This is a genomic window from Cytobacillus sp. NCCP-133 (genome assembly GCF_026011715.1).
Lineage (GTDB): Bacteria > Bacillota > Bacilli > Bacillales > Cytobacillaceae > Cytobacillus.
Genome location: NZ_BRVM01000001.1, coordinates 218108 through 243420 on the forward strand (window position 1 = coordinate 218108; position 25313 = coordinate 243420).

Genomic DNA, 25313 nt, shown 5'->3' on the forward strand with positions numbered 1-25313 from the left:
TTACCTCCCACAAATATTTACAAGAAGAAAGTATATAGTTTTGAACTTTGATAACTGTCTAGCTCCAGGCACTATCGGCTTTCGGGTATAAGCGGATAAGCGGGAGCCTTTCGCTTTTCTAATAGAAACCGGTCGGATTTCCATTTCTGCAGCTGTTTTCCGAAAACAAAAAAAGCCACATTCTCCAAAAGGGACGCAAATTAAAATTCACGCGGTACCACCCTTTTTGAAAGCATGTGACTTTCCACTCGAAATATAACGGATTAACCGTCTTTTCCGCTGACGTGCAGAAAAGAAAAGCTCCAAGGTGAAATTCATCTTATCTTTGTGCCAGTTTCCACCATACACTGGCTCTCTAAGAACAGGGAGATAAGACTTAATAAAATCTTTTCATAGCTTTTTAAATATAATGTTTTAAGTGTGATTATAGTATGGTTACAGCAAACCGTCAATGCCAAATTTAAAAATTCAATTTTACCGAACTTTATTTTTCGTTCCAGATCCGTTTCCACACAGCACTCTCATTACTTACTTGAATCTCAAAAACATCCGGATTGCTCATCTCCATAAGATGGCCATAACCCACACGTTCATCGAAATAGCGAAGCAATAAGGTTGATAAATTCCCATGGCTAACCAGCACGATATGGTCTTCATTAGAAGAAATCAGCTCCTTCAGAAGAGAAGCAGCCCGCTCTATGCCGGACGTGAGGGATTCACCCCCTTCAAAAACAAGTTCAAAGTCCGAAAAACTTTGCTTTAGCTTCTCTTGCCAATTACCAAACAAAGTAGAACTCAACACTCTTTCCCCCAAACGGGTTTCCTCAATAATCTCCAGGTTTCTGGATTCTGCAAGCGGCCGGATTGTTTCAATAGCCCGCACAAAAGGACTGGAATAAATATGGTTAATTTCTTTGCCTTTAAAGTAGTCCGCCAGCTTCAGTGCCTGTTCCTTCTCGATGGCGGTCAAATTGGCGGAGATGGGCTGTCCCTCTGCTTCTGCATGACGCACAATATAAACTGTTTTCATTTAATCCATCTCCCTTTTAACAAACGGTATGTGGATCTCTTTGAAGTCCTCGGCAATTTCTGTATTTGGAAAAATCGATTGTGATTCCTTAACAAGGTTTGCCCAATCAGAGCGCTCATATCTTGAACTAATATGATTCAGGCAAAGCTTCTTGGCATTCGCTTTTTGAGCGACTTTGGCCGCTTGAATAGTCGTCGAGTGGAAATAATCATAGGCAAGCTTTTCTTCTCCCTGCGAGAAAGTTGCTTCATGAATAAGCAAATCAGCATCTGCTGCCAAATCAACTGCTGCATCGCAAATACGGGTATCGCCAAGAACCGTGATGATTCTCCCCTTTTGGGCAGGGCCAAGGAAATCACCTGCTGTTATAATTCGCCCGTTTTCGAATTCAATATCTTCACCATTCTTAATTTTTTTATAAACCGGACCGGGTTTTACACCTGCTTCGGCAAGCTTATCAGCCAGCAAGGTACCCGGCAGATCCTTTTCTGTTATCCGATATCCATAAGAAGGTATTCCATGCTGCAGCAAACGGGATTCCACTTTAAAACCTTCATCTTCAAAAATAACACCCCCACTAATTTCAGCGATTTTTAAAGGGTATTTAAGATAAGTACCGCTGACAGAGAGCGAGACTTCAACATATTTCTTAAGCCCCTTTGGCCCGTAAAGGGTTACCTCTGTATCGCCGCCCTGGAACGAGCGGCTTGACAATAAGCCGGGCAAACCGTAAATATGATCACCATGCAAGTGGGTAATAAAAATTTTCTCAATCCTTCTCGGTTTAATGCTTGTATGTAAAATTTGATGCTGAGTAGCCTCCCCACAGTCAAAAAGCCAGATGCTTCCTCTCTCTTCAAGAAGTTTTAAAGCCATAGAAGAAACATTGCGGAGCTTTGCCGGAATTCCCGCTCCCGTCCCTAAGAAAAAAACATCCATTATTTAATGCCCCTTTCAAGCCGATTATGCTGAGTGCCAGGTTTTTTCATCAACTGATCATGCACTTTGCAGCACAACTGGCTATATGAAAATGATATGAAACTGACAGCAGGCTTCATTGTACTGTAAACTGTCTTGTTCAGTAGTACTTTCACTATATCATAGAGGCTCTGAATTCTCTTTTAAATCATTTTGATTTTGTGCCATTTGATTGGATAGTTACACCTCTTTAGAAGGAAACTATTTGTAGAGTGCATACATAATATTTGCGAAAACAGCCTTAAACAGATAAAATTTTATATTTGTACAGGTGTTTTTAGCAGTGCAGCATATCAGCATACCGAAAACTGCGGGTGGACGCTTGGAAGTCCAGCCATACATACAGAATTTATGTCGAAGAGAGGTTCTAGAATCGTGAAAGTAAACGAAAAGCCAACCGCATTAATAATGATATTTGGAGCAACGGGAGATTTGGCGAAAAGAAAATTATTTCCGTCGCTTTACCGTTTGTACCGGAAAGGCAAGCTATCTGAACGCTTTGCGGTAATTGGGATTGCCAGAAGGTCCCTTTCAAATGATGAGTTTCAGGCGAGTGTAAAAACGTCTGTTGAGTCTGCCATTAAAGACAGCAGAAAATTGGAGGATTTTGTTTCGCATTTTTACTACCATTCACATGATGTAACAGATTCAAGCTCCTACCTGGCTTTAAAAAATATGGCAGAAGAGCTTGATACACATTATTCTCTGAAAGGGAATCGTATTTTTTATTTGGCTATGGCACCTGAGTTTTTCGGTACAATCGCGGAACATCTAAAAGCAGATAGTCTGACTGATGTTGATGGCTTTAAGCGGCTTGTAATCGAAAAGCCATTTGGCCATGATCTGGAATCAGCCAAGCAGCTGAACAAACAAATCAGAAAAGCCTTCTCTGAAAATGAAATTTATCGAATTGACCATTATCTAGGGAAGGAAATGGTCCAAAACATTGAGGTCATCCGTTTTGCCAATGCGATTTTCGAGCCTTTATGGAACAACCGCTATATCTCCAATATTCAGGTTACTTCAAGCGAGGTACTGGGTGTTGAAGAACGCGGACGCTATTATGAAAAAAGCGGTGCTCTTCGGGATATGGTGCAAAATCACATGATGCAAATGGTCGCTCTTCTTGCAATGGAACCGCCGATCCGCCTGACTACGGATGAAATCAGGTCTGAGAAAGTTAAGGTGCTAAGAGCCATGCGCCCTCTGGAGGGGGAACAGGTTAAAGAATACTTTGTACGCGGACAATATGGCAAAGGACTGATGGATGGAAAAGAGGTTCCAGGTTATCGTGAGGAGCAGATGGTCGATACACAGTCCAATACGGAAACATTTGTGGCAGGCAAACTGATGATTGACAACTTTCGCTGGGCAGGCGTGCCAATCTACATTCGTACAGGTAAAAGAATGGCCGCGAAATCAACTAAGATTGTCATCCAATTCAAGGATATACCGATGAACTTATACTATCAGACTGAGCAAACGTTAAACCCGAATCTGCTTGTCATCCATATTCAGCCTGAAGAAGGCATTACCCTTTATTTAAATGCCCAAAAATCAGGACAGAGCATGGAAGCTACACCAGTTAAGCTAAACTTTGCCAATAAAGGCATCGACGGAATGAACACCCCAGAAGCATATGAACGGCTTTTATATGATTGCATGCGCGGAGACGCAACAAACTTCACGCATTGGGATGAAGTTGCCCTTTCATGGAGCTTTGTTGATAAAATTTCAGATGTTTGGGAGAATACAAAAGAAGAAAGTTTCCCTAACTATGAATCCGGTAAAATGGGACCAAAGGAAGCGAATCAGCTGCTTGAAAAAGACGGCTTCTACTGGTGGCCTGTTACAGACCTTGATGTAGAAGAGTGTTAAAGAAGGAAAACCCCTGCTGTGTGGCAGGGGTTTTTATATATGTAAAGGATTTAGGAATTTTGAAAGAGCCAGATAGGGTGTGTGCCATCTTTAGTATGGTATCTAGAATTCTTTATGGGAACCTTCCACGGAGCTTCCTCTTTATTGACGCCTATTTCATAGGCGAACATACCGGCATTTCTATTCTGGATTGGATGCAATGATCCCTTCGTAACTGGCATCTTTCTCCTTTTACTTAAACGAAACACAGCGCCTCACGGACGCTGTGTTTCGCTTTTATTCTATCCAGTTCGTATGGAAAATGCCTTCTTTATCTATACGCTGATAGGTATGTGCACCAAAGTAATCCCGCTGCGCCTGGAGAAGATTCGCAGGCAACGTTTCAGTTCGGTAGCTGTCATAGTAGGACAAAGCTGCAGAGAAGCAAGGTACAGGTATTCCGTTCTTTACAGCCACACTGATGATTTCACGTGTCGCATCCTGATAGCTCTCCACAATTTCCTGGAAATAAGGATCTAGAAGGAGGTTCTTCAGGCCGGTCTCACGGTCATATGCTTCCTTAATTTTCTGAAGGAATTGAGCGCGGATGATGCAGCCGCCGCGGAAGATCATGGCGATATCACCGTATTTCAAATCCCAGCCATATTCTTCGGATGCCGCTCTCATTTGTGCAAATCCTTGTGCATATGAGCAGATTTTGCTCATATAAAGGGCTTTGCGCACACTTTCAATAAAAGCTTTTTTATCGCCCGTGAATTCTGCTTCAGCAGGGCCGCGAAGAACCTTGCTTGCATGAACGCGCTCCTCTTTCATCGCGGAAATAAAGCGTGCAAATACCGACTCTGTAATGATTGGAAGCGGAACGCCAAGATCCAATGCACTTTGGCTTGTCCACTTGCCAGTTCCTTTTTGGCCAGCTGTGTCAAGGATGACATCTACAAGCGGCTTTCCTGTTTCATCATCTTTTTTTGTAAAGATATCCGCTGTAATTTCAATCAGATAGCTGTCAAGCTCACCATTTTTCCAATCGGCAAATACTTCATGAAGCTCGTCAGCAGTCAACCCAAGCATATGCTTTAAAAGGAAATAGGATTCAGAAATGAGCTGCATGTCACCATATTCGATTCCGTTATGAACCATTTTCACATAATGTCCAGCCCCATCCGGACCGATATAGGTAGTGCAGGCTTTGCCATCAACTTTTGCTGAAATATCTTTAAAAATAGGGGCCACAAGTTCATATGCTTCCTTTTGTCCGCCTGGCATGATGGAAGGTCCTTTTAAGGCGCCCTCTTCTCCGCCGGATACACCTGTACCGATGAAGTGGATGCCAAGCTCGCTTAGCTCCTTGTTGCGGCGCTGTGTATCCACAAAGAATGTATTTCCTCCATCAATAAGGATATCGCCTTTCTCCAATAGAGGCTTCAGCTGTTCAATTGTCGCATCTGTCGGGCCGCCCGCTTTTACCATAAGCATGATTTTGCGCGGCTTCTCCAAAGAGTCAACAAACTCCTCAATTGTATATGTACCTTTAAAGTTTCTGCCTTCAACTTCTTTAAGCATTTCATCTGTTTTTTCACTCGAGCGATTATAAACGGATACTGTGTACCCTCTGCTTTCAATATTCATGGCAAGATTTTTGCCCATCACCGCTAATCCGATAACACCAAACTGTGATTTTGTCATCTTCTACAACTTCCTTTCTAACCTTTATGATGCGTCAAACTTATTGTTCAAAAGGAGAACATTATTTAAGGACTTGATGAACTTTTCATTAAAAAGAATCCACTATACTTTAGCAAGATTCCTGTCATTGTTCAACTTTCCTGTCTTAGTTTTGCATATTATCGCATGAAAAACTCATGAATTATCATCTTTTTCTTCGATTTTCTTCTTTGCGCGACTGTTTTGCAAAAAGTCTTTATTAAAACTGGTATCTGTACCGATCCTCGGACCGGCCATTTTCGCTTCCGATAGAGACCCTGCGTGGTCGATTATTTTGCTTCCATATTTTTTTCGCAAAAGGTCCATCGTTTGAAAAAGAGGCTCTTTTTTGGCATCTTTTTCGTAACTGAACAGATCCAGCTGTTTGACAGCCTGCTGCGGTTGGACCAAATTTGTCCCTGCGATTCCGATGAGACGTACTGCATTTCCGTTCCAATGCTTGATAAAAAGCTCCTTTGCCATTGTAAAGATTTCATCTTCCTGCTGAATGGGATTTTTCAGCTTTCGGCTTCTTGTAATGGTTTTTCGATCCTTATACCTGATCGTAATGCCCAATGAAGCAGCCAGCACCTTTTTCCTCTTCAGCCTGGAAGAAACTTGTCCTGCCAATTTTTCAAAAACATTCAGGAGCTCTCTTTGATTGGATACATCTCTTGGCAATGTTGTCGAATTGCCCACGCTTTTAAATTCTGCTGCTGAATCCGGATCAACTTTTCTGTTATCAGTTCCGTTTGCTTTTTGCTTTAATCGAAGCCCATTGATGCCTAAAGATGCTTTTAACTGCAATTCATTTGCTCGCGCTAACTCGCCAATAGTAGTAATTTTAAGATTACGGAGTTTTTCTCCGGTTTTCGTGCCGACACCGTGCATTTCTTCCACTTCCTTCGGCCAAAGAATACGAGGGACATCTCTTTTACGAAGAACCGTAATTCCCATCGGCTTTTTCATATCTGATGCCATTTTGGCTAAAAACTTATTGGGTGCAATCCCAATGCTGCAGGGCAGATCCATTTGCTGAAAAATCTGCTTTTGAATAGTTTCGGCAATTTTCAAAGGACTTCCGTACTCATAGCTGTCGGTAATATCCAAATAGCCTTCATCAATCGATACCGGCTCAACAAGCGTTGTATATTCCCGCAAAATATCAAACATCCCTATAGAAGCTTCACGATATCTATCAAAATTAGGTTTCATAATAATCAGCTGCGGGCAGAGCTTTTTAGCTTCCCAAAGAGGCATGGTAGTTTTAACGCCATAGCGTCTTGCCTCGTAGCTGCATGTGACAATAATTCCCCTGCGCTCCTCCGGATTGCCCGCAATAGCGAGCGGCTTCCCCTTTAATGATGAGTCATATGCCATCTCAACCGAAGCATAAAAACTATTCATATCAACATGGAGAATAACTCTCCCATTTTTCGGATACATTTGTTTCATGCCGGCACTTCCCTGTCAAAAATGATCTTGTTCTATTTTAACAGAATCGCTCTGTTTTCATCACGTGATGGCTATTCTAAGATATGGAAAAGCAGAGAATATTAATTTCTCTGCTTTCGTTCTTTCCTATACGGTTGTTTGCTGCGTTTTCATATATTCTTTTATTTCCCGGATGCCTTCAAGAGATTCTACTAGCCTGGATGGGTCAATTAATGTAATTAGCCTCTCATCCATATTGGCTACACCGGTGAAATAGTTTGTCTTCTGATAAGCAATTAAGCCGGGCTGTTTCAGGTTTTCTGAGGAAATATCCAGAATCTCTCTAGCTTCATTCACAAGAATTGCAAATGAAAGCTCTTCAGTTTGCAGCACTATCATTCTTGATGTTTCATCTGCCTGAAGTGGTCGGCTGTATAAAATGTTTTCAAAATCTGCAGCTGGAATTAGCTCACCTCTTACTTTGGCAATTCCTTTTACATAAATCGGCAAATTCGGTATCGGTGTGATGCCTTCCATTTTTTCAATTGATATGACAAAAGGAATCGGAACCGCATATTCCTCATTCCCAACCCTGAAAACAACCACTTTATTAATAGCAGTCATTCCATCCCCCTCCTTGGGTGACACTTGTATAAAATTAATATATCATAGCCATAATTTTCTAACTAGTCCAGATGTACTATACCTGCAAATAATAAACCAAAAAAAGAACCCCTAAAGGGTCCCTTTCAAATCATTGTGCTGACACTTCTTCAATTATAGCAATGACCATCTCAGCCAGTTTATTTAATTCTTCAATTGGCATGCGCTCATTTGTTGTATGGATTTCTTCATACCCTACTGCAAGGTTGACTGTCGGGATGCCAAAGCCGGCAATCACGTTGGCATCACTGCCGCCGCCGCTATGAAGCAGTTCAGAACTTCGGCCTATTTTTGCAGCCGCTTTGCGTGCTACTTCAACGACATGGTCGCCTTCGCCAAATTTAAAGCCAGGGTACATAACCTGCACATCCACTTCAGCTTTGCCGCCCATTTCTTCAGCAGCACTTTCAAAAGCTTCTTTCATTTTCGCTACTTGCTGTTCCATTTTTTCAGGAATTAATGAACGTGCTTCTGCTAAAATAGCAACGTGGTCACACACGATATTCGTCTGCTGTCCGCCTTCAAAACGCCCAATATTAGCCGTAGTTTCTTCATCAATGCGGCCTAACGGCATTCTCGAGACCGCTTTCGCTGCCATTGTAATAGCAGAAATACCCTTCTCAGGTGCTACACCAGCATGTGCCGTTTTCCCAAGAATAGCTGCTTTTACTTTCGCTTGTGTTGGAGCGGCAACAATTATATTTCCGACTTTACCGTCACTGTCCAGTGCATAGCCAAACTTTGCTTTAACGAGTGAAGGATCAAGCACCTTTGCTCCAACCAAACCGGATTCTTCACCAACAGTAATAATGAACTGGATCGTTCCATGGGCGATATTCTGCTCTTTCAGGACCTTAACAATTTCAAGCATAACCGCAAGGCCAGCCTTGTCGTCAGCACCTAGAATCGTTGTTCCGTCTGTCACAACATAGCCGTCCTTAATAGATGGCTTAATTCCTTTTCCAGGGACGACCGTATCCATATGGGAAGTGAAATAAATTGTTTCTGCTCCCTCTTTTGTTCCCTGAAGAGTACAAATCAGGTTGCCTGCGCCATGGCCTGTTTGGTCAGTTGTATCATCTTCGTAAACCTCAATCCCGAGATCTCTGAATTTTTTCTTTAAAACTTTCGCAATTTGAGCTTCATGTTTGGTTTCAGAGTCAATCTGCACGAGTTCCAAAAATTCATTCAACAAACGTTCTTCATTAATCATTTATGTATAAACCTCCAAATTTAAGCTTACTTAGCAAGTATAACTCCAAAATATTAGCACAGCAAATCAGGAATCTATTAAAGCGGGATATTTCCATGCTTTTTATGAGGCCTGTTTTCTCTTTTATTGCGCAGCATTTCAAGTGCCTGAATGATCTTAATTCTTGTTTCGCGGGGATCTATGACATCATCCACCATGCCCCTGCTTGCTGCCACATACGGATTGGCAAACTTTTCTCTGTACTCCTCAATTTTTTGCGCTCTGGTAGCCTCAGGATTTTCACTGTTTTCGATTTCACGTGCAAAAATAATATTTGCGGCACCTTGAGGACCCATTACAGCTACTTCGGCATTGGGCCATGCAAATACGAGATCTGCGCCAATGGATTTACTGTTCAAGGCAACATAAGCTCCCCCGAATGCTTTTCTTAAAATAACAGTAAGCTTTGGTACCGTCGCTTCCGAGTATGCATATAGAATTTTTGCCCCGTGTCGGATTATGCCGCCATGCTCCTGCTTAACTCCCGGGAAAAAGCCTGTAACATCCTCAAAAGTAATAAGAGGGATATTAAAGGAATCACAGAACCGAATAAATCTTGATGCCTTATCTGAAGAATCAATATCAAGGCCCCCTGCCATTACCTTCGGCTGATTGCAGACAAGTCCTACCGTCTCACCCTTTATTCTGGCTAGTCCGACTACAATATTTTTAGCAAAGTCACGCTGCACTTCCATGAAAGTATCCGCATCAACCACCTGCTCAATGACTTTCCTGACATCGTATGGACGAAGGGCATCAAAAGGGATGGCATCTGTTAAATCAGGACGGTAATCATCCTCTTCATTTCTTTTATCCCTTGGCGGTTTTTCCTCATTGTTTTGCGGCAGGTAGCTCAATAGCCTGCGCACTTGCTCAATAACTTCCTCTTCTGACTCCCCTCTAAAGTGTGCGTTGCCGCTGATGGTATTATGCACCTTGGCGCCGCCGAGGTCTTCAGGCGAAATTTTTTCACCGGTGACGGTTTCAATTACCTTGGGGCCAGTGATGAACATCTGGCTTGTCTTTTCAACCATGAATACAAAATCGGTAATCGCAGGAGAATATACCGCACCCCCTGCACAAGGACCCATGATAACAGAGATCTGCGGAATCACTCCAGAGTATATCGAATTCCGGTAGAAGATATGACCGTATCCATCCAATGAAACAACGCCTTCCTGGATTCTTGCACCGCCGGAATCATTCAAGCCTACAAATGGAGCTCCATTTTCAGCTGCCAAATCCATGACATTCGCAATCTTCTTCGCATGCATCTCCCCAAGCGCCCCTCCAAATACGGTAAAGTCCTGAGAGAATAAGAAGATTGGCCTTCCGCTGATTTTTCCATAGCCAGTCACAACACCGTCACCCGGACCTTTTTGGTTTTCCAATCCAAAATCGGTGCTGCGATGTTCAATAAATGGATTCAGCTCCACAAAGGTTCCGGGATCTACTAATAAATCAATCCTTTCACGGGCAGTTAGCTTCCCTTTTTCATGCTGTTTCTGAATGCGCTCATCTCCGCCGCCAAGTTCAACTTCCCTGCGGCGGTCGTATAGTTCATTAATTTTTTCATAGATGTCTGCCATACTTTATTTCAATCCTTTCTTTTCGCAAAATTCATATAGAATGCCGCCAGTTGACTTTGGATGCATAAAAGCTACCTGTGCACCGCCTGCTCCAGGCTTTGGTTCATCCCCCAGCATTTTGATTCCTTTCTCTTTCATTACTTTAATTCGATCCTGAATGCTATCAACACCCAAGGCCACATGGTGGAGGCCTTCTCCACGCCTTTCAATAAATTTGGCGATCGGGCTTTCCTGGCTGGTCGGCTCCAATAACTCCAGCTTCGTTTCACCCGCTTTTATAAAAGCAACCTTTACTCCCTGGCTCTTTACTTCCTCAATGCCAAGGAATTCGAGCTGCAGAGTTTCTGTATAAAATGGAAGCGCTTCATCTAAAGACCTGACAGCAATTCCGATATGATCTACCTTCTTAATCACTTCTTTCCCTCCTTTAAATGTCGAATGCCTGTTTTTTTCCCTAAAAAGGGCAATCTTAAGGTCTATTCATTAACTATTCGTTAAAAATGTCGAAATTCCTTTTAAAAATTGAGCGGTTGTTCAATTTGATTATTCTTAGTAAAATAATATTAAGAATTTGGACGAGGAGGCATAGAATGTCGAATAAAAAGCTGTTGAAAGTGGTTGTCTATTTAATGATATTTGCGATGCTTGCTTCTACGCTCATTATGGGTATGGCGATGTTTTTTTAATAAAAATAGGCGAGATACCAGCAAGAAGCGTTTTCTGGCATTATCTTTTGATCTGACAACTTTTAGATTATATCTGGCACATTTTCTGTTTTATCAAGTATGTTTTGGGTTTTGTCTAACATGCTTACTTATTTATCTGGCACAAGTAAATTTCATTCAGCATTTGCAACAATCTGGCTTGCATTTATCCATAATACAATAAAAGGCTGCAACTTTTAGATGCAGCTTTTTATCGTTTTAGAATTCCTCTTTCTATTGCCCCGTACTTCATGCCAAGCTCTTCAAAGCTTTGAGAGGAAGTAACAACTAAGATCCTTGTCCCAATCGGCACAAAATCATAAAGAGATTCCACAGCCTCGTTCTGCATCCTGATACACCCCTGGGAGACGTATTTGCCAATGGAAGAGGGATCATTCGTTCCATGAATACCGTAAATTCTCCCATCTGTATCAGCTGCATTAAAGCCGATCCACCTTGTTCCCAGCGGATTTTTTGGATCTCCTCCCTTAATATCTTTTTTCCTGTAGTAGGGGTCAGCAGCCTTTACGGTTACTGTAAAAAGACCTTCAGGGGTAAGATCCTCCGTCTTTCCGGTTGTAGCTGCTGTAACGATCTGTATCTTATTATCCTGAATAAACGCTACTTCATTTATTTTTTTATTTACGATTAGAAATGGATCCCCCGGCAGCGGATTGGGTCCCAGCGGCCAGATAGGGGAAAAAGCAAAAAGCATAATTGCTGCTGCAGCAAACTTAAGCATGCAAAATCACGCTCCCGTTCATTTCCGTTAGTTTGCTTCAGTATGCTTGCTTTGATTCATCTTGCGATCCTAAGTCCTTTGAATGAACTTTTAATAATCAGGTATCGTTCCATTTCTTTAACAAAATGAAGGAGCGCAGCCCGTGCTTCAAATTCCTCCCTTGTCTTCGGCAGCTCCATATCTTCAAAACAAATCTTCATCCGATAGAGCTTTTCAAGGAATTGTATGGCCGTATTTCCTGGATGGATATGTTCAGACAGTTCTTCTATAAAATCAGCGATCATTTCTCCCTGCTCCACAGTAAGTGAAATGGACGTTACACTTGGAAGGACGCGCTCGATTATTTCGAATTGCTTTTCCCGCATCTTAAAATAGTTATAGTAAAGATCATCATTTCTTAGAAAGTGATTTTCCACCTCCCTAAAAGCAAGTGTCTTTGCTTCATTAATAAGTTCTATTGTTTCAGTAATTTCTTTGCCATCCCAAGTGCTTTCATTCGTGCGCAAATAAAGGACAATTTCATCAAAAATGATTTTAAAGTTTTCTTCGATTTGAAGACGGTACTCCCTTAACTTCGTTTCAAGGCTGGGCATGTAGAGATTGGCCACAAGTGCCACTCCGATGCCAACAGTAATGATCCCCAATTCGTTCACCAGAAGTTCCTTTGTTACATCTCCAGCAGAATAAATATGTAAAATAATAACAGAGCTTGTAACAATTCCATCACTAACCTTCAGCATAACCGCTGCAGGAATAAAAAATAGAAGCAGCAGGCCGATTACAAGCGGATGGTAGGCAAGACCCTCAAAGAAAAGAGAAGAGAAAACCATTGCCATTAAACAGGCAAAAAAACGTTCCCAGGAAGCATGAAGTGATTTTTTTTTCGTTACTTTTATGCAAAGAATGGTCAAAATGCCTGCTGAAACGAAATTGTCAAGCTGCAGCATCTGTGCAATCATGATGCTTATGGAAGTACCCAATGCAGTTTTAATTGTTCTGTAGCCGATTTTATACTTCATATATGTCTAGCTCCTATGTCATTCGCCAATTTTAATTCCTTTCCATATTATAACAGCAAAGAAGATGATCACTTTGATCATCTCCTCCATAAGCATATATCGGTTACAGCATCTTTTGCAAGAAATCCCTTGCGCGCTCACTGGCAGGATTTGAAAAGAACTCTTTAGGTCCAGCATCCTCAACAAGCACACCACCATCAAGAAAGAGAACACGGTCTGCTACTTCACGCGCAAATCCCATTTCATGGGTTACAATTGCCATCGTCATCCCGGTGTGGGCGAGGGCCTTCATGACCTCTAGTACCTCCTTTACCATTTCTGGATCGAGCGCAGATGTTGGCTCGTCAAAAAGCATGACATCAGGCTGCATGGAAAGGGCTCTCGCAATCGCAACCCTTTGTTTCTGTCCTCCGGATAATCGATTGGGATATTCATGAGCTTTAGCGGATAATCCAACTTTCCCCAGTAACTCAAGACCGTTTTTTTCAGCTTCCTGCTTTGAAATCCCCTTCACCTTTACTGGTGCATACGTAAGGTTTTGCAGCACCGTTTTATGAGGAAATAAGTGAAAGTGCTGAAAAACCATCCCCACATTCTGGCGAACCTTCATGATGTTGGTGCTTTTATCTGTAATATCCTGCCCATTAATGAGAATCCGTCCATTTGTTGGTGTTTCCAGCAGATTGATGCAGCGAAGGAATGTTGACTTCCCTGAACCAGATGGACCAATAATCGCAACCACCTCTCCATCCTTAATGGTGGTTGTTATTCCTTGAAGTACTTCCAGTCTTCCAAAACTTTTATGCAAATTTTCGACTTTAATCACTGCGTCTCATTCTCCTTTCAATCCCTTTGCCGAGTAAAGTCAGGATCATGACCATAATATAATAGATTAAACCTGCAATCAGAATCGGTTCAAAATAAGAAAACTTCTCGCCGCCGACAATATAAGCCCGGCGCATGACATCTGTAACACCGATAACCGTCACGATTGCTGATTCCTTAGTAAGGGTAATAAACTCGTTCATTAAAGCTGGCAAAATATTTTTCATCGCTTGCGGAAGAATGATATCCATCATTGCCGGCCTGTATGGAACACCTAATGCCATTGCTGCTTCACTTTGCCCTTTATCGACTGCTAAGATGCCTGCCCGGATAATTTCAGAAATATAGGCAGCGGAGTTAAGCCCAAAAGAAAGAATGGCAGCTGTTGATGGATCAATTTTATAGCCAATCAGCTGAGGAGATCCATAATAGATCAGCATCAGCTGAAGGACAAGCGGTGTCCCTCTGAAAACAGAAGTATATGCATCCGCAATCCATCCGAGAAATTTAAATCTGCTGATTTTAAAGAACGATAGTATGATGCCTAATGCAAATCCCAATATGCCAGCAAGGGAAACGATTTGGAGGGTAACCCCAATCCCCTTAAGTATATAAGGAAGGGAGGGAATGAATTGCTGAAAATCCAGATTCACTTTCTTTCCATCCTTTCTTAGTAAGTAATTTTTTTGTTTCCTGTAATTATAAAGCGCCCAAAGGAGAATGCCCTGGACGCCAATTCCCAATAAAATTAAACTTCCGTCAGCGGAGGACTTTCCCCCACTGATCGTTATTAAACCAAGCGGTTTTTACGGGCAGTCCCCCCGCCGGGAACCTGCTTTTGACTCGCAAACATTTGAAATGGGGATCCTGCCCGTTAATTGTGGAATAAAATTATTTATTATCAAACCATTTAACAATAATCTCTTCCAATTCGCCGTTTTCTTTCATCTTTATAAGTTCTGCATTAAATTCTTCAGTCAAATCGCTTTCTTTAGGAAAAGCAATTGCAGAGCCTGCCTCTTGTTCATCTTCTTCGATTGTAAAACCTGCAATCCCCTCATTCATTTCAAAATATCCTTTTGCAACAGTGTCTTCAATGATAGCAGCATCAAAACGGCCTGCTAAAATCTCCTGAATCAGTTCAGGGATGCGGTTGCGGTTTTCAACAGTCAAGTCTACTGTTTCAGCAATCTCTTCCGCTTTATCAGCTTGAATGGAAGCAAGCTGTACTCCCACTGTTTTGCCATTTAAATCTTCAAGCGATTCAATGCCGCTGTCTTTTTTCGATACAATCATATGGCTTGCTGTATAATACACATCACTGAAATCCACATTTTGTTTACGTTCGTCAGTTGGAGTCATACCCGCCAGTACAAAATCTACCTGGCTGGTTTCCAAAGCAGGAATCAACCCGTTAAAATCCATATCCTTCACTTGTACTTCATATCCAAGCTTCTCTGCTATCGCTTTAGCCAAATCGACATCAAACCCGATGATTTCTTCACCCTTTGCAGAATCTACATATTCGAAAGGAGGATAATCTGCTGAAGTCCCCATGATTAAGACTTCTTTATCCGCACCTTGTCCGCTAGATGAATCCTTTTCATCTGTCCCGCATGCAGCTAGGAAACCAACTAGAAGCATGCTGATGGCTGTCATGATGATTTTTTTCATTTTATTTCCCCCTAAAAATCTGAATAGTATCTATAAATTTATTAATAAATATTCACTAAAATGAATTTTAACACATTTTTATAATTATGCAATAAGATTTTTAAATAGTGGATTAAAATTTCATTATTCAGATAAATGCATATAAAAAAAGCCCAATTAACTAGGGCTTTCTTAAAGTATTCCTGATCTTATAGCTCTTCGCAATACTTCTCGTATGCATCCTGCAATTTTTGCACGACAGCCATCGGCTCGTTTCCTTCAATATCATGGCGTTCGATCATCGTGCATAATTTTCCATCTTTAAGCAGCGCAAAAGATGGTGAGGAAGGCGGATAGCCAGTGAAGTATGACCTCGCTTTTTCCGTTGCTTCTTTATCCTGTCCCGCAAACACAGTTACCAAGTGGTCTGGACGCTTATCATAATGCAAGGAATGAGCTGCTGCCGGACGGGCAATTCCGCCTGCACATCCGCATACGGAGTTGACCATTACAAGTGTAGTGCCTTTTTGGTTAAGGGCCTCATCTACTTCCCCGGGTGTTGTTAATTCTGTATAGCCAGCATGCACGATTTCCTGGCGGGCCTGTCTGACAACATCATTCATAAATAAGTTGAAATCCATATTCATGTACTATCGCTCCTCTGCAAAGTAAAGTTAATCACTATATACATAATACCAATACAGGAACAAAATTTACAAACAAGTCAATTTTTCGCTAATAAAAAGTTTAGCTTTCTTATATCGGGGTAAGATAAAAATACAGCTAGATCCATACCCCTAAACTCCCTAGATTCGCCAGTGCCTAATAGGCACTGGCCATTTTTTTGCAAATGCACTGACTGCTTATGTCCACGAGGGGGTAGGCTGCTTGCGCTAGACAGTTATCGACGTTCAAAATATTAAACTTTCTTTCTCTAGAAACAATAGCTGCCCTCTTTGGGGCAGCCTACTTTCTACTTTTTTGAATAAACGTTAAATAACTCTTCAACAGCTGATGTAACTGTCCGATTTCCGGAAATGACCTCGTTCTCCATTTGCGGAAGAAGCGGCTTTACATCGGGATGATAGAAAAAACTGAATTGCAGCTGGTCCATGATCATCGAGTGAATCCATTGTTTTGTCTGCAATCTTCTTCTTTCCTCTAAAATTCCTGAGTTCTTGGTTATTTCTAAAAACTGATTGATTACGCTCCAAATCTCAGGAATGCCCTCATTTAACACAGAAGAACAGGTATAAGCTTTTGTTCGCCATCCTTTTGTGGCTGGCTGAAGGAAATGCAGAATGCGATTGTATTCAGCTTTCGTTTTTTCGGCCAATTTTTTATTATTCCTATCCGCTTTATTGACAACTACTGCATCAGCTAATTCCATAATGCCCTTTTTCATGCCCTGCAGCTCATCACCAGCACCTGTTAAGGTCAAAAGCATAAAGAAATCGACCATGTCCCTAACAATGACTTCACTTTGTCCGACTCCCACCGTTTCAACCAGGATCACATCAAACCCGGCTGCTTCGCACAAAAGCATCGTTTCCCTTGTTTTGCGATGTACTCCTCCAAGCTTTCCTGCAGACGGAGAAGGCCTTATAAACGCACGCGGATTTCTGGAAAGCCTCTCCATCCTTGTTTTATCCCCAAGAATACTCCCGCCGCTTAAGCTTGAACTTGGGTCAACAGCCAGTACGGCTACTTTCAGGCCTGCACTGCACAGGAAAGTTCCAAAAGATTCTATAAATGTGCTCTTGCCCGCCCCAGGTACACCCGTGATGCCAATCCGCACCGAGTTTCCCGAATGAGGCAGAAGCTTCAGGAGCAATTCCTGGGCATGGCGGAAATGTTGCTCGGCATTGCTCTCAATCAGAGTTATGGCACGTGCCAGCAAGCTTCGCTCCCCCTTCAGAATGCCTTCTTCAAGAACCTTGAGATCAGGGAGTGATGGGGACTTTTTTTGGAATTTTCCTGTTTTTACAAATTGAGCAGAGAAGTCTCCCGTTTCTACGCCCTTGCGTACAACACTTGTAAAGTTGTCTGGTTTCTTTTCATCAAACCACTCAGGCTTCTTATCAGACATTTACTGGGTCACTTCCTCATACCCAAGACGGCTGTATATTTCTCTGATGACTTTTTGGGCTGCAACAGGAATGACGGTACCTGGCCCAAAAATGGCAGAAGCACCATGCTGGTATAAATATTCATAATCCTGCGCCGGTATAACCCCTCCGATTACCACCATAATATCCTCCCTCCCCAGCTTTTTCAGTTCTTCAATTAGCTGCGGCAGAAGTGTCTTATGGCCGGCTGCGAGTGAACTGATTCCAATTACATGGACATCATTTTCAACAGCCTGCATGGCCGTTTCTTCCGGTGTCTGGAAAAGAGGGCCGATATCTACATCAAAACCGAGGTCGGCAAATGCGGTTGAAATCACCTTTGCACCTCTATCATGGCCATCCTGTCCCATCTTGGCAATTAATATTCTTGGGCGCCTTCCTTCATTTTCAAGGAATTCATCTGTCATTTGTTTAACCTCGGCAATCTCTTCTTCATTTGAAAAAGCAGAGCTGTATACACCGCTGATTGAACGAATGATCGCTTTATGCCGGTTTGCAACCTTCTCAATCGCTTTCGAGATTTCACCGAGTGTTGCCCTAACTCTTGCTGCCTGAACAGCCAGCTCAAGCAAGTTGCCCTCCCCCGTCTCTGCAGCTTTTGCGATCTCATCCAAAGCTTCTATTACTTTGTCGTTATCGCGTGATGATTTTAGGCGTTCAAGCTTTTCGATTTGCGTTAAGCGGACAGCTGTATTATCAATATCCAGGATTTCAATCGGATCTTCCTTTTCCAAACGATATTTGTTCACGCCAATAATGATTTCCTTGCCTGAATCGATTTGCGCCTGCCTTCTGGCTGCTGCCTCTTCAATTTTCATTTTCGGCAATCCGGTTTCAATTGCTTTTGCCATTCCGCCCAGATTTTCGATTTCTTCAATATGCTCCCAGGCACGCTTAATTAACTGATCTGTCAATGCCTCTACATAATAGGAACCTCCCCATGGATCAATGACATTCGTAATTCCTGTTTCTTCCTGGAGGTATAGCTGGGTATTTCGGGCAATGCGGGCTGAAAAATCAGTCGGCAGCGCAATGGCCTCATCCAATGCATTTGTATGGAGGGATTGGGTGTGCCCCATTGCAGCTGCATGCGCTTCAATTAGAGTCCTTGTGACATTATTAAAGGGATCCTGCTCAGTCAAGCTCCATCCCGAAGTTTGGGAATGGGTCCTTAAAGCCATGGATTTTGGGTTTTCCGGCAGAAATGTTTTCATCATTTTTGCCCATATATAACGGGCTGCCCTCATTTTCGCCACTTCCATAAAATAGTTCATGCCGATTGCCCAGAAAAATGAAAGTCTTGGTGCGAATGAATCAATATCGATTCCTGCTTTTAGTCCAGTTCTTACATATTCCAGCCCATCAGCCAATGTATAGGCAAGCTCAATATCTGCAGGTGCTCCCGCTTCCTGCATATGATAACCGGAAATACTAATGCTATTAAACTTTGGCATATATTTAGATGTGTATTCAAATATATCAGCGATGATTTTCATAGACATATCCGGAGGATAAATATAAGTATTTCGTACCATATACTCTTTTAAAATATCATTTTGAATCGTCCCTGAAAGCTTTTCCTGACTGACTCCCTGTTCTTCCGCTGTGACAATATAGAAAGCCATGACTGGTAAAACAGCGCCATTCATCGTCATAGAGACAGACATCTGATCCAGGGGGATCCCATCAAACAGCGTTTTCATATCAAGGATTGAATCAATTGCTACGCCAGCTTTTCCAACATCCCCTACCACTCTTGGATGGTCGGAATCATATCCTCTATGTGTAGCCAGGTCGAAAGCGACTGATAAGCCCTTTTGGCCCATTGCCAGGTTGCGGCGGTAAAAAGCATTGCTTTCTTCTGCCGTTGAAAATCCTGCATATTGACGGACTGTCCAGGGCCTGTTTACATACATGGTTGAGTATGGCCCCCTTGTATAGGGAGGCAGGCCTGGCTTATCGTTGAGATGCTGCAAATCTTTAAGATCTTCTTCCATGTATAATGGCTTAACCTTTATTTGTTCATTAGTCTCAAAAAGGAGATTATCAATGGATTCTTTGATTTCTTGCTCTGCTTTGCTTTTCCAATCTTCCTTTGCTGCTTTTTTTACTTCGGAAATATCTATGTTTTTAAAGTCTGGTTTATTGGCCACTGCTCGCCACCTCCATTTCGTTCAGCAGGCCTGAAAGAGTCTCATAGCAATTGCTCTTTATGTGGATAAAATCTTTAATGCCTGCTGCTGCAAGTTTCTCCCTCTTACCCTCTTCAGGAAGGCCCGCGAAATAGATTGCTTTATCCGGGTGAGCTTCCTTTATGTGTTTAATGATAGGAAGAGCCATGCTATTATATTGATCATTGGAACCACAGATAAAGAAGTGTCTGCAGTTTGATTCTTTAATAAAGGCGGCTGCTTCTGCACGATTTTCTATAGGATCACTTTTAACTGCCTTAATTCCGCCTGGGGCCAGAAAGCCTGAAATAAAATCAGCCCTTGCTTTATGGTCCTTCAGCGGTCCCAGACAGATTAGCCCGGCTTCCGGGCATCTCCCTTTCTTGTTTAGCTTTTCAGATGCCCTTCGCAAACCTTCGAAGGATTCTGAAAGCCGGATCTGAGGGATAGGTTTAATATCACTCGTACCATTTGGTCCCTTTTCTGATTTTACCTGAAGCGGCTTATCATTCAAATTGGCATAAATATTTGTTCCGATGATACTTTGTTTCCTTGTATGGATATCTTGTTCCTTCTTTTCAAGGACTTTAGAAATCTGTTCCTGTATCCAGCCAGTTTTAAGAATCTCTGCCATTCCACCACGCTCTTCGATTTCCAGGAAAAGAGCCCAAGCTTTATCAATAAGTACATTCGTCAAATGTTCAATATACCAGGAACCGCCTGCTGGGTCAGAAACCTTCAGCAAATGCGCTTCTTCCCTTAAAATAAGCTGCGTGTTTCTTGCTATGCGGTCTGAAAAAGGAGAGCCGTCAGCTTCAGGGGCATTATAAGGACTTACATGAAGGTATTGCACGCCTCCTAAAACAGCCGCAAATGCTTCACATCCGGCTCTAAGCATATTAACATATGGATCAAACGCTGACTTTGTAAAGTATGAAGTTTCAGCAGCAATGACCATTTGCCTGCTTTCTTCAGCCGCTCCGTAAGAACTTGCCACTTTGTCCCATAATACTTTTGCAGCTCTAAGCTTGGCGATCTCCATAAAAAAGTTCGACCCTATGGAAAACTTAAATATCATTTTGGACAAAATGGTATCGATGCTTTGACCATGATGAAGGAAATATTGAAGATGGTTAACTCCGGATGCAATGGCAATGGCAAGTTCCTGAACAGCGCTAGCGCCTCCATTATGATAGACTGAAGAATTTACCAAAACCGTTTTTAACTGAGGCATTTTTGCTGCTGACATGCTGAAGACATCCGCCCACTGATCATAGAGATCGTCGATTGAGCGATCGTTCGATTTTCCTTCAGCAGCAATAGCCAGTGGGTCTTTAGCGATATAGCCTGAGACTTTCTCACTTTCCGCCAGTTTTGAAAGTTCTTCAATCAATAATTGCTGATTTTTATTTGTCTCAAGACTAAAAGGATATTTTTGATAAAGATTTCCAATAGCCCTATTTATATCTTTTGGATTTTCTAATTGATCCGACTGAAAAGCAAGTGACGTCTGTCCTTTTTCTACTGCCTCATGTAGCTTTTTTGACAATTCTTCAACTGAGGCGGCACTGATTTTTTGTGCAACTCTCCATGCTTCTGACAAGTACCCAGCGGCATGTGGTCCTCTTCTAAAATCTGCTATGCCTGGATACTGGGATAAGGCGGCTGCTTCTGCATCCTCCTTCGAATAAAGCGGTTTCAATTTAATGTTTTCATATGTATTTCTTGACAATAAATCAATGGATTTTCCTTTAAGCGTTTTTTCTGCACTTTGTTTCCAGTCCTCTACAGTCTGTTCCGGGAATCTTTCTTCCATCATCTTTTTTAATGACATAATGAGCTGCCAGTACAACTGACAGCATTCCCCTCCCCTCATGAATAAATAAGGCTGCTGCGGATTAAACACAAAGTTTTGCCGCACCGGTTAATTTTAATAAAATTCTAAATTCTCCTATAACCATTTTAGTATACATGCGGGAAACAAGCAATGAGGCATCGCCTCTTTTGATCTGTCCAATAATTAAACCGCTGTCCGGATGATCGGAACAGCGGTTTTGATTGAACTTAGTATATTGATGTATTTTCCTTCGATGTATTCTCAAGAACTTCTTTAATTCGCTGAAGGAATCGTCCGCAAACAAGACCGTCCAATACACGATGGTCTAGTGACATACAAAGGTTTACCATATCACGAACAGCAATCATGCCATTATTCATGACTACTGGACGCTTGACAATGGATTCAACCTGCAATATTGCCGCTTGAGGGTAATTGATGATACCCATGGATTGGACAGACCCAAAAGATCCTGTGTTATTGACTGTGAAAGTGCCGCCCTGCATTTCGGCAGAAGTCAGCTTTCCTGTACGAACCTTCACGGCAAGATCATTGATTTCACGGGCAATGCCTTTAATCGTTTTTTCATCCGCGGCTTTGATGACAGGAACAAATAAGGCATCATCAGTAGCAACAGCAATGGAGATGTTAATATCTTTCTTCTGGATAATCTTATCTCCTGCCCACATGGAGTTAATTTGCGGAAATTCCTTAAGGGCTTGTGCAACAGCTTTTACGAAGAAAGCAAAGAAAGTAAGATTGAATCCTTCTTTTTGTTTGAAGTCACCTTTAATGCTATTGCGGTACTCAACAAGATTCGTTACATCCACTTCCATCATAGTCCAGGCATGTGGCGCTTCATGCTTGCTGCGGAGCATATTTGCAGCAATTGCCTTGCGAACTCCATTGACAGGGATTTCAATATCCCCCGGCATAATAGGAATATTAGGAGCTGATTGAACCTGCTTGGCTGGTGCTGCCGGCCGAGAAGGAGCTGCATCAGCAGCTGGAGCTTCTGCTTTTTCCGTTGCGGCTGATGGAGCATCAGCTGTAGGGATATTCCCGGACTCAATGATTTTCATGAGATCTTTGCGGGTAATTCTCCCCCCGCCGCCTGTACCTGTTACTTGATTTAAGTCAATACCATGTTCCTGAGACAGCCTCAATACAGCAGGAGAATAACGAGCTCCTTTCGGGCTGTCTGCCTTAGAAGGAGCTTTCTGAGCAGAAGAAGCTGCTTCATTTCCTCCTGTTTGTGCAGGTGCTGCCTTTTCTTCCGCTTTAGGCTCTGATAGTGCTGGAGCAGCTTCACCGCCGCCTTCAGTTTCAATTGTTAGGATTACCTGTCCAACTTCATATGTCTCTCCTTCTTCGGCGATCAATTCTTTAATCACTCCTGAGAAGGAAGATGGTACTTCTGCATTAACTTTATCTGTCATTACTTCTGCAAGCGGGTCATATTTATTTACTTTATCTCCAACTGAAATCAGCCATTTGCTGATTGTACCTTCTGTTACACTCTCCCCAAGCTGGGGCATTTTAATTTGCTCGATAGCCAATGGGTATACCTCCTTCTTGCTCCCCGCGCTTGGCGGGATACGCAGTCTGTACAGCTTTAATAAAGCTGCACTAGCTGTTATTCTCCATTAATACTTTTTGAACACTTTGCTCATTAAAATTCAGCTAATTCACGCATTGCTTTTTCAACTTTATCCGGGTTTACCATGAAATATTTCTCCATTGTCGGTGCGTAAGGCATTGCCGGTACATCTGGACCTGCAAGACGTTTGATTGGTGCATCAAGTTCAAACAGGCAATTTTCCGCAATAATGGCAGAAACTTCGCCCATGATGCTTCCTTCCTTATTGTCCTCAGTTAGAAGCAGCACTTTTCCAGTTTTGGAAGCGGCTTCGATAATTGCTTCTTTATCAAGCGGATACACTGTTCTTAAGTCAAGAATGTGTGCTGAGATGCCGTCTTTGGCAAGCCTTTCAGCAGCCTGAAGGGCAAAATGGACACATAGGCCATAGGTGATGACTGTGATATCTTCACCCTCACGCTTAACATCCGCCTTTCCGATTGGAAGAACATAATCGTCATCAGGAACCTCACCCTTAATTAGGCGGTAGGCACGTTTATGTTCAAAAAACAGTACAGGATCCTCATCACGAACCGCAGCTTTTAAAAGCCCCTTAACATCGTAAGGAGTAGAAGGCATTACGATTTTTAACCCAGGCTGATTCGCAAAAACCGCCTCTACAGATTGGGAGTGATAAAGTGCGCCATGAACACCTCCCCCATAAGGTGCGCGTATAACCATAGGACAATTCCAGTCATTATTGGAGCGGTAGCGAATCTTTGCCGCTTCCGAAATGATTTGGTTAACCGCCGGCATAATAAAATCGGCAAACTGCATTTCTGCGATCGGGCGCATACCATACATTGCAGCACCAATTCCCACCCCTGCAATAGCAGATTCAGCAAGTGGTGTATCAATTACACGGTCCTCACCGAATTTTTCATACAAACCTTGGGTTGCTTTAAAAACTCCACCCTTTTTACCAACATCTTCACCTAATACAAATACCTTTGGATCTCTTTCCATTTCCTCGCGGATTGCCATTGTTACCGCATCGATATAAGAAATTACAGCCATATTTTCTCCCCCTTACTGTTCAGCATAAACATGCTTCAAAGCGTATTCCGGCTCTGCATATGGAGCATTTTCAGCATAGTCTGTTGCTTCGTTAACCTGATTCATTACACGGTCATTGATTTCTTTCTCCAACTCATCATCCATAATTCCAGTCTCTTTTAGATAAGCACCAAAAGTAATGATCGGATCTTTCGTTTTCGCTTCTGCCACTTCATCTGGAGCACGATAGCTGCGGTCATCATCATCAGAAGAGTGCGGCGTCAAACGGTACGAGATTGTTTCAATTAATGTTGGCCCTTCTCCGCGGCGGCCTCTGTCTGCTGCTTCTTTAACAGCTTTATATACTTCAAGCGGATCATTTCCATCTACAGTGGAACCAGGCATACCATACCCAATCGCTCTATCAGAAACGTTTTCGCAGGCAAGCTGCTTTTCAATTGGTACAGAGATTGCATATTTATTGTTTTCACACATAAAGATTACAGGGAGTTTATGTACCCCAGCAAAGTTTGCACCTTCATGGAAATCTCCTTGATTTGAAGAACCTTCGCCAAATGTTACAAAGGTTACAAGGTCTTTTCCTTCAAGTTTTCCGCCTAGTGCTACACCAACAGCATGCGGAACCTGTGTAGTAACAGGTGAAGATCCCGTTACAATATTGTTTTTCTTTTGACCAAAGTGCCCCGGCATTTGACGTCCGCCTGAGTTTGGATCCTCCGCTTTTGCAAAGCCTGATAGCATAAGTTCTTTTGCAGTCATGCCAAAAGTAAGAACCACACCCATATCACGATAATATGGAAGAACATAATCTTTCTCTTTATCAAGGGCAAAAGCAGCACCTACCTGTGCAGCTTCCTGTCCCTGGCATGAGATAACAAATGGGATTTTCCCCGCACGGTTTAAAAGCCACATACGCTCATCAATGCGTCGTGCCAAAAGCATCGTCTCATACATTTCAAGAACTTTCTCATCATTCAAACCTAAATCTTTATGACGGTTTTCAGCCATTTATACAACCTCCTAAGCTAATATGTACTCGCCCGTCCCCA

22 protein-coding genes and 1 other annotated feature are annotated in these 25313 nt (G+C 42.4%); of the genes, 2 read left to right on the forward strand and 20 right to left on the reverse strand.

Annotated features, from left to right (window positions below; translation table 11 throughout):
• Positions 1–186: 186 nt before the first annotated feature.
• Positions 187–403, reverse strand: a binding site (T-box leader).
• Positions 404–484: 81 nt separating this feature from the next.
• Positions 485–1030 (reverse strand): histidine phosphatase family protein, encoded by a 546-nt coding sequence (locus NCCP133_RS01200; RefSeq protein ID WP_264803141.1) that lies wholly within the window; start codon positions 1028–1030, stop codon positions 485–487.
• Positions 1031–1969 carry a ribonuclease Z gene (gene rnz, locus NCCP133_RS01205; RefSeq protein ID WP_264803142.1) on the reverse strand — a complete coding sequence of 313 codons (939 nt, stop codon included), beginning with the start codon at positions 1967–1969 and terminating at the stop codon, positions 1031–1033.
• Positions 1970–2416: 447 nt separating this feature from the next.
• Here rnz and zwf point away from each other — a divergent pair, with 447 nt between their 5' ends.
• Complete coding sequence (zwf, locus tag NCCP133_RS01210; protein ID WP_442874234.1) at positions 2417–3886, forward strand: glucose-6-phosphate dehydrogenase; 1470 nt, start codon at positions 2417–2419, stop codon at positions 3884–3886.
• A gap of 276 nt (positions 3887–4162) precedes the next feature.
• Here zwf and gndA read toward each other — a convergent pair whose 3' ends face one another.
• From gndA to mce, 6 genes are all read right to left on the reverse strand, one after another.
• A complete protein-coding gene (gene gndA / locus NCCP133_RS01215; protein WP_264803144.1) occupies positions 4163–5572 on the reverse strand; it encodes an NADP-dependent phosphogluconate dehydrogenase in 1410 nt (469 codons plus the stop codon).
• Between the two features lie 174 nt (positions 5573–5746).
• On the reverse strand, positions 5747–7045 hold the full coding sequence (locus NCCP133_RS01220) for a DNA polymerase IV (protein ID WP_264803145.1): 1299 nt from the start codon (positions 7043–7045) through the stop codon (positions 5747–5749).
• A gap of 126 nt (positions 7046–7171) precedes the next feature.
• The gene (locus NCCP133_RS01225; protein ID WP_264803146.1) at positions 7172–7648 is read right to left on the reverse strand and encodes a chemotaxis protein CheW; all 477 of its coding nucleotides are present in this window, start codon (positions 7646–7648) and stop codon (positions 7172–7174) included.
• A gap of 130 nt (positions 7649–7778) precedes the next feature.
• Complete coding sequence (locus NCCP133_RS01230) at positions 7779–8900, reverse strand: tripeptidase T (RefSeq protein WP_264803147.1); 1122 nt, start codon at positions 8898–8900, stop codon at positions 7779–7781.
• A 77-nt stretch (positions 8901–8977) separates the two neighbouring features.
• Positions 8978–10528: an acyl-CoA carboxylase subunit beta gene (locus NCCP133_RS01235; protein ID WP_264803148.1), complete on the reverse strand. Its 1551-nt coding sequence runs from the start codon at positions 10526–10528 to the stop codon at positions 8978–8980.
• A 3-nt stretch (positions 10529–10531) separates the two neighbouring features.
• Entirely contained in the window at positions 10532–10942 is a 411-nt protein-coding gene (gene mce / locus NCCP133_RS01240; RefSeq protein ID WP_264803149.1) for a methylmalonyl-CoA epimerase, read from the reverse strand.
• A gap of 176 nt (positions 10943–11118) precedes the next feature.
• Between mce and prli42 the strand changes: the two genes are divergently transcribed.
• Positions 11119–11214: a stressosome-associated protein Prli42 gene (gene prli42 / locus NCCP133_RS01245; RefSeq protein ID WP_264803150.1), complete on the forward strand. Its 96-nt coding sequence runs from the start codon at positions 11119–11121 to the stop codon at positions 11212–11214.
• Between the two features lie 229 nt (positions 11215–11443).
• Here prli42 and NCCP133_RS01250 read toward each other — a convergent pair whose 3' ends face one another.
• The 12 genes from NCCP133_RS01250 to NCCP133_RS01305 form a co-directional block, all read right to left on the reverse strand.
• Positions 11444–11974 (reverse strand): L,D-transpeptidase, encoded by a 531-nt coding sequence (locus tag NCCP133_RS01250; RefSeq protein WP_264803151.1) that lies wholly within the window; start codon positions 11972–11974, stop codon positions 11444–11446.
• Positions 11975–12030: 56 nt separating this feature from the next.
• Positions 12031–12993, reverse strand: coding sequence for an aromatic acid exporter family protein (locus tag NCCP133_RS01255; protein WP_264803152.1), 963 nt, complete (start codon positions 12991–12993; stop codon positions 12031–12033).
• 103 nt (positions 12994–13096) lie between these two features.
• Positions 13097–13819, reverse strand: a complete 723-nt coding sequence (locus NCCP133_RS01260) for an amino acid ABC transporter ATP-binding protein (RefSeq protein ID WP_264803153.1) — start codon at positions 13817–13819, stop codon at positions 13097–13099.
• On the reverse strand, positions 13812–14471 hold the full coding sequence (locus NCCP133_RS01265; RefSeq protein ID WP_264803154.1) for an amino acid ABC transporter permease: 660 nt from the start codon (positions 14469–14471) through the stop codon (positions 13812–13814). Before NCCP133_RS01265 ends, NCCP133_RS01260 begins: the two co-directional genes overlap by 8 nt.
• Before the next feature lie 238 nt (positions 14472–14709).
• A complete protein-coding gene (locus tag NCCP133_RS01270) occupies positions 14710–15492 on the reverse strand; it encodes a transporter substrate-binding domain-containing protein (protein ID WP_264803155.1) in 783 nt (260 codons plus the stop codon).
• Between the two features lie 188 nt (positions 15493–15680).
• On the reverse strand, positions 15681–16118 hold the full coding sequence (locus NCCP133_RS01275; protein ID WP_264803156.1) for a BrxA/BrxB family bacilliredoxin: 438 nt from the start codon (positions 16116–16118) through the stop codon (positions 15681–15683).
• A gap of 326 nt (positions 16119–16444) precedes the next feature.
• Positions 16445–17560: a methylmalonyl Co-A mutase-associated GTPase MeaB gene (gene meaB, locus NCCP133_RS01280; protein ID WP_264803157.1), complete on the reverse strand. Its 1116-nt coding sequence runs from the start codon at positions 17558–17560 to the stop codon at positions 16445–16447.
• The gene (scpA, locus tag NCCP133_RS01285; RefSeq protein WP_264803158.1) at positions 17561–19753 is read right to left on the reverse strand and encodes a methylmalonyl-CoA mutase; all 2193 of its coding nucleotides are present in this window, start codon (positions 19751–19753) and stop codon (positions 17561–17563) included. It lies immediately after the preceding gene.
• A complete protein-coding gene (locus NCCP133_RS01290; protein ID WP_264803159.1) occupies positions 19743–21605 on the reverse strand; it encodes a methylmalonyl-CoA mutase subunit beta in 1863 nt (620 codons plus the stop codon). The genes scpA and NCCP133_RS01290 overlap by 11 nt, the downstream gene beginning before the upstream one ends.
• 230 nt (positions 21606–21835) lie before the next feature.
• Entirely contained in the window at positions 21836–23167 is a 1332-nt protein-coding gene (locus NCCP133_RS01295) for a dihydrolipoamide acetyltransferase family protein (protein ID WP_264803160.1), read from the reverse strand.
• A gap of 113 nt (positions 23168–23280) precedes the next feature.
• Positions 23281–24264, reverse strand: coding sequence for an alpha-ketoacid dehydrogenase subunit beta (locus NCCP133_RS01300; RefSeq protein ID WP_264803161.1), 984 nt, complete (start codon positions 24262–24264; stop codon positions 23281–23283).
• Positions 24265–24276: 12 nt separating this feature from the next.
• Complete coding sequence (locus NCCP133_RS01305) at positions 24277–25272, reverse strand: thiamine pyrophosphate-dependent dehydrogenase E1 component subunit alpha (protein ID WP_264803162.1); 996 nt, start codon at positions 25270–25272, stop codon at positions 24277–24279.
• Between the last annotated feature and the right edge of the window lie 41 nt (positions 25273–25313).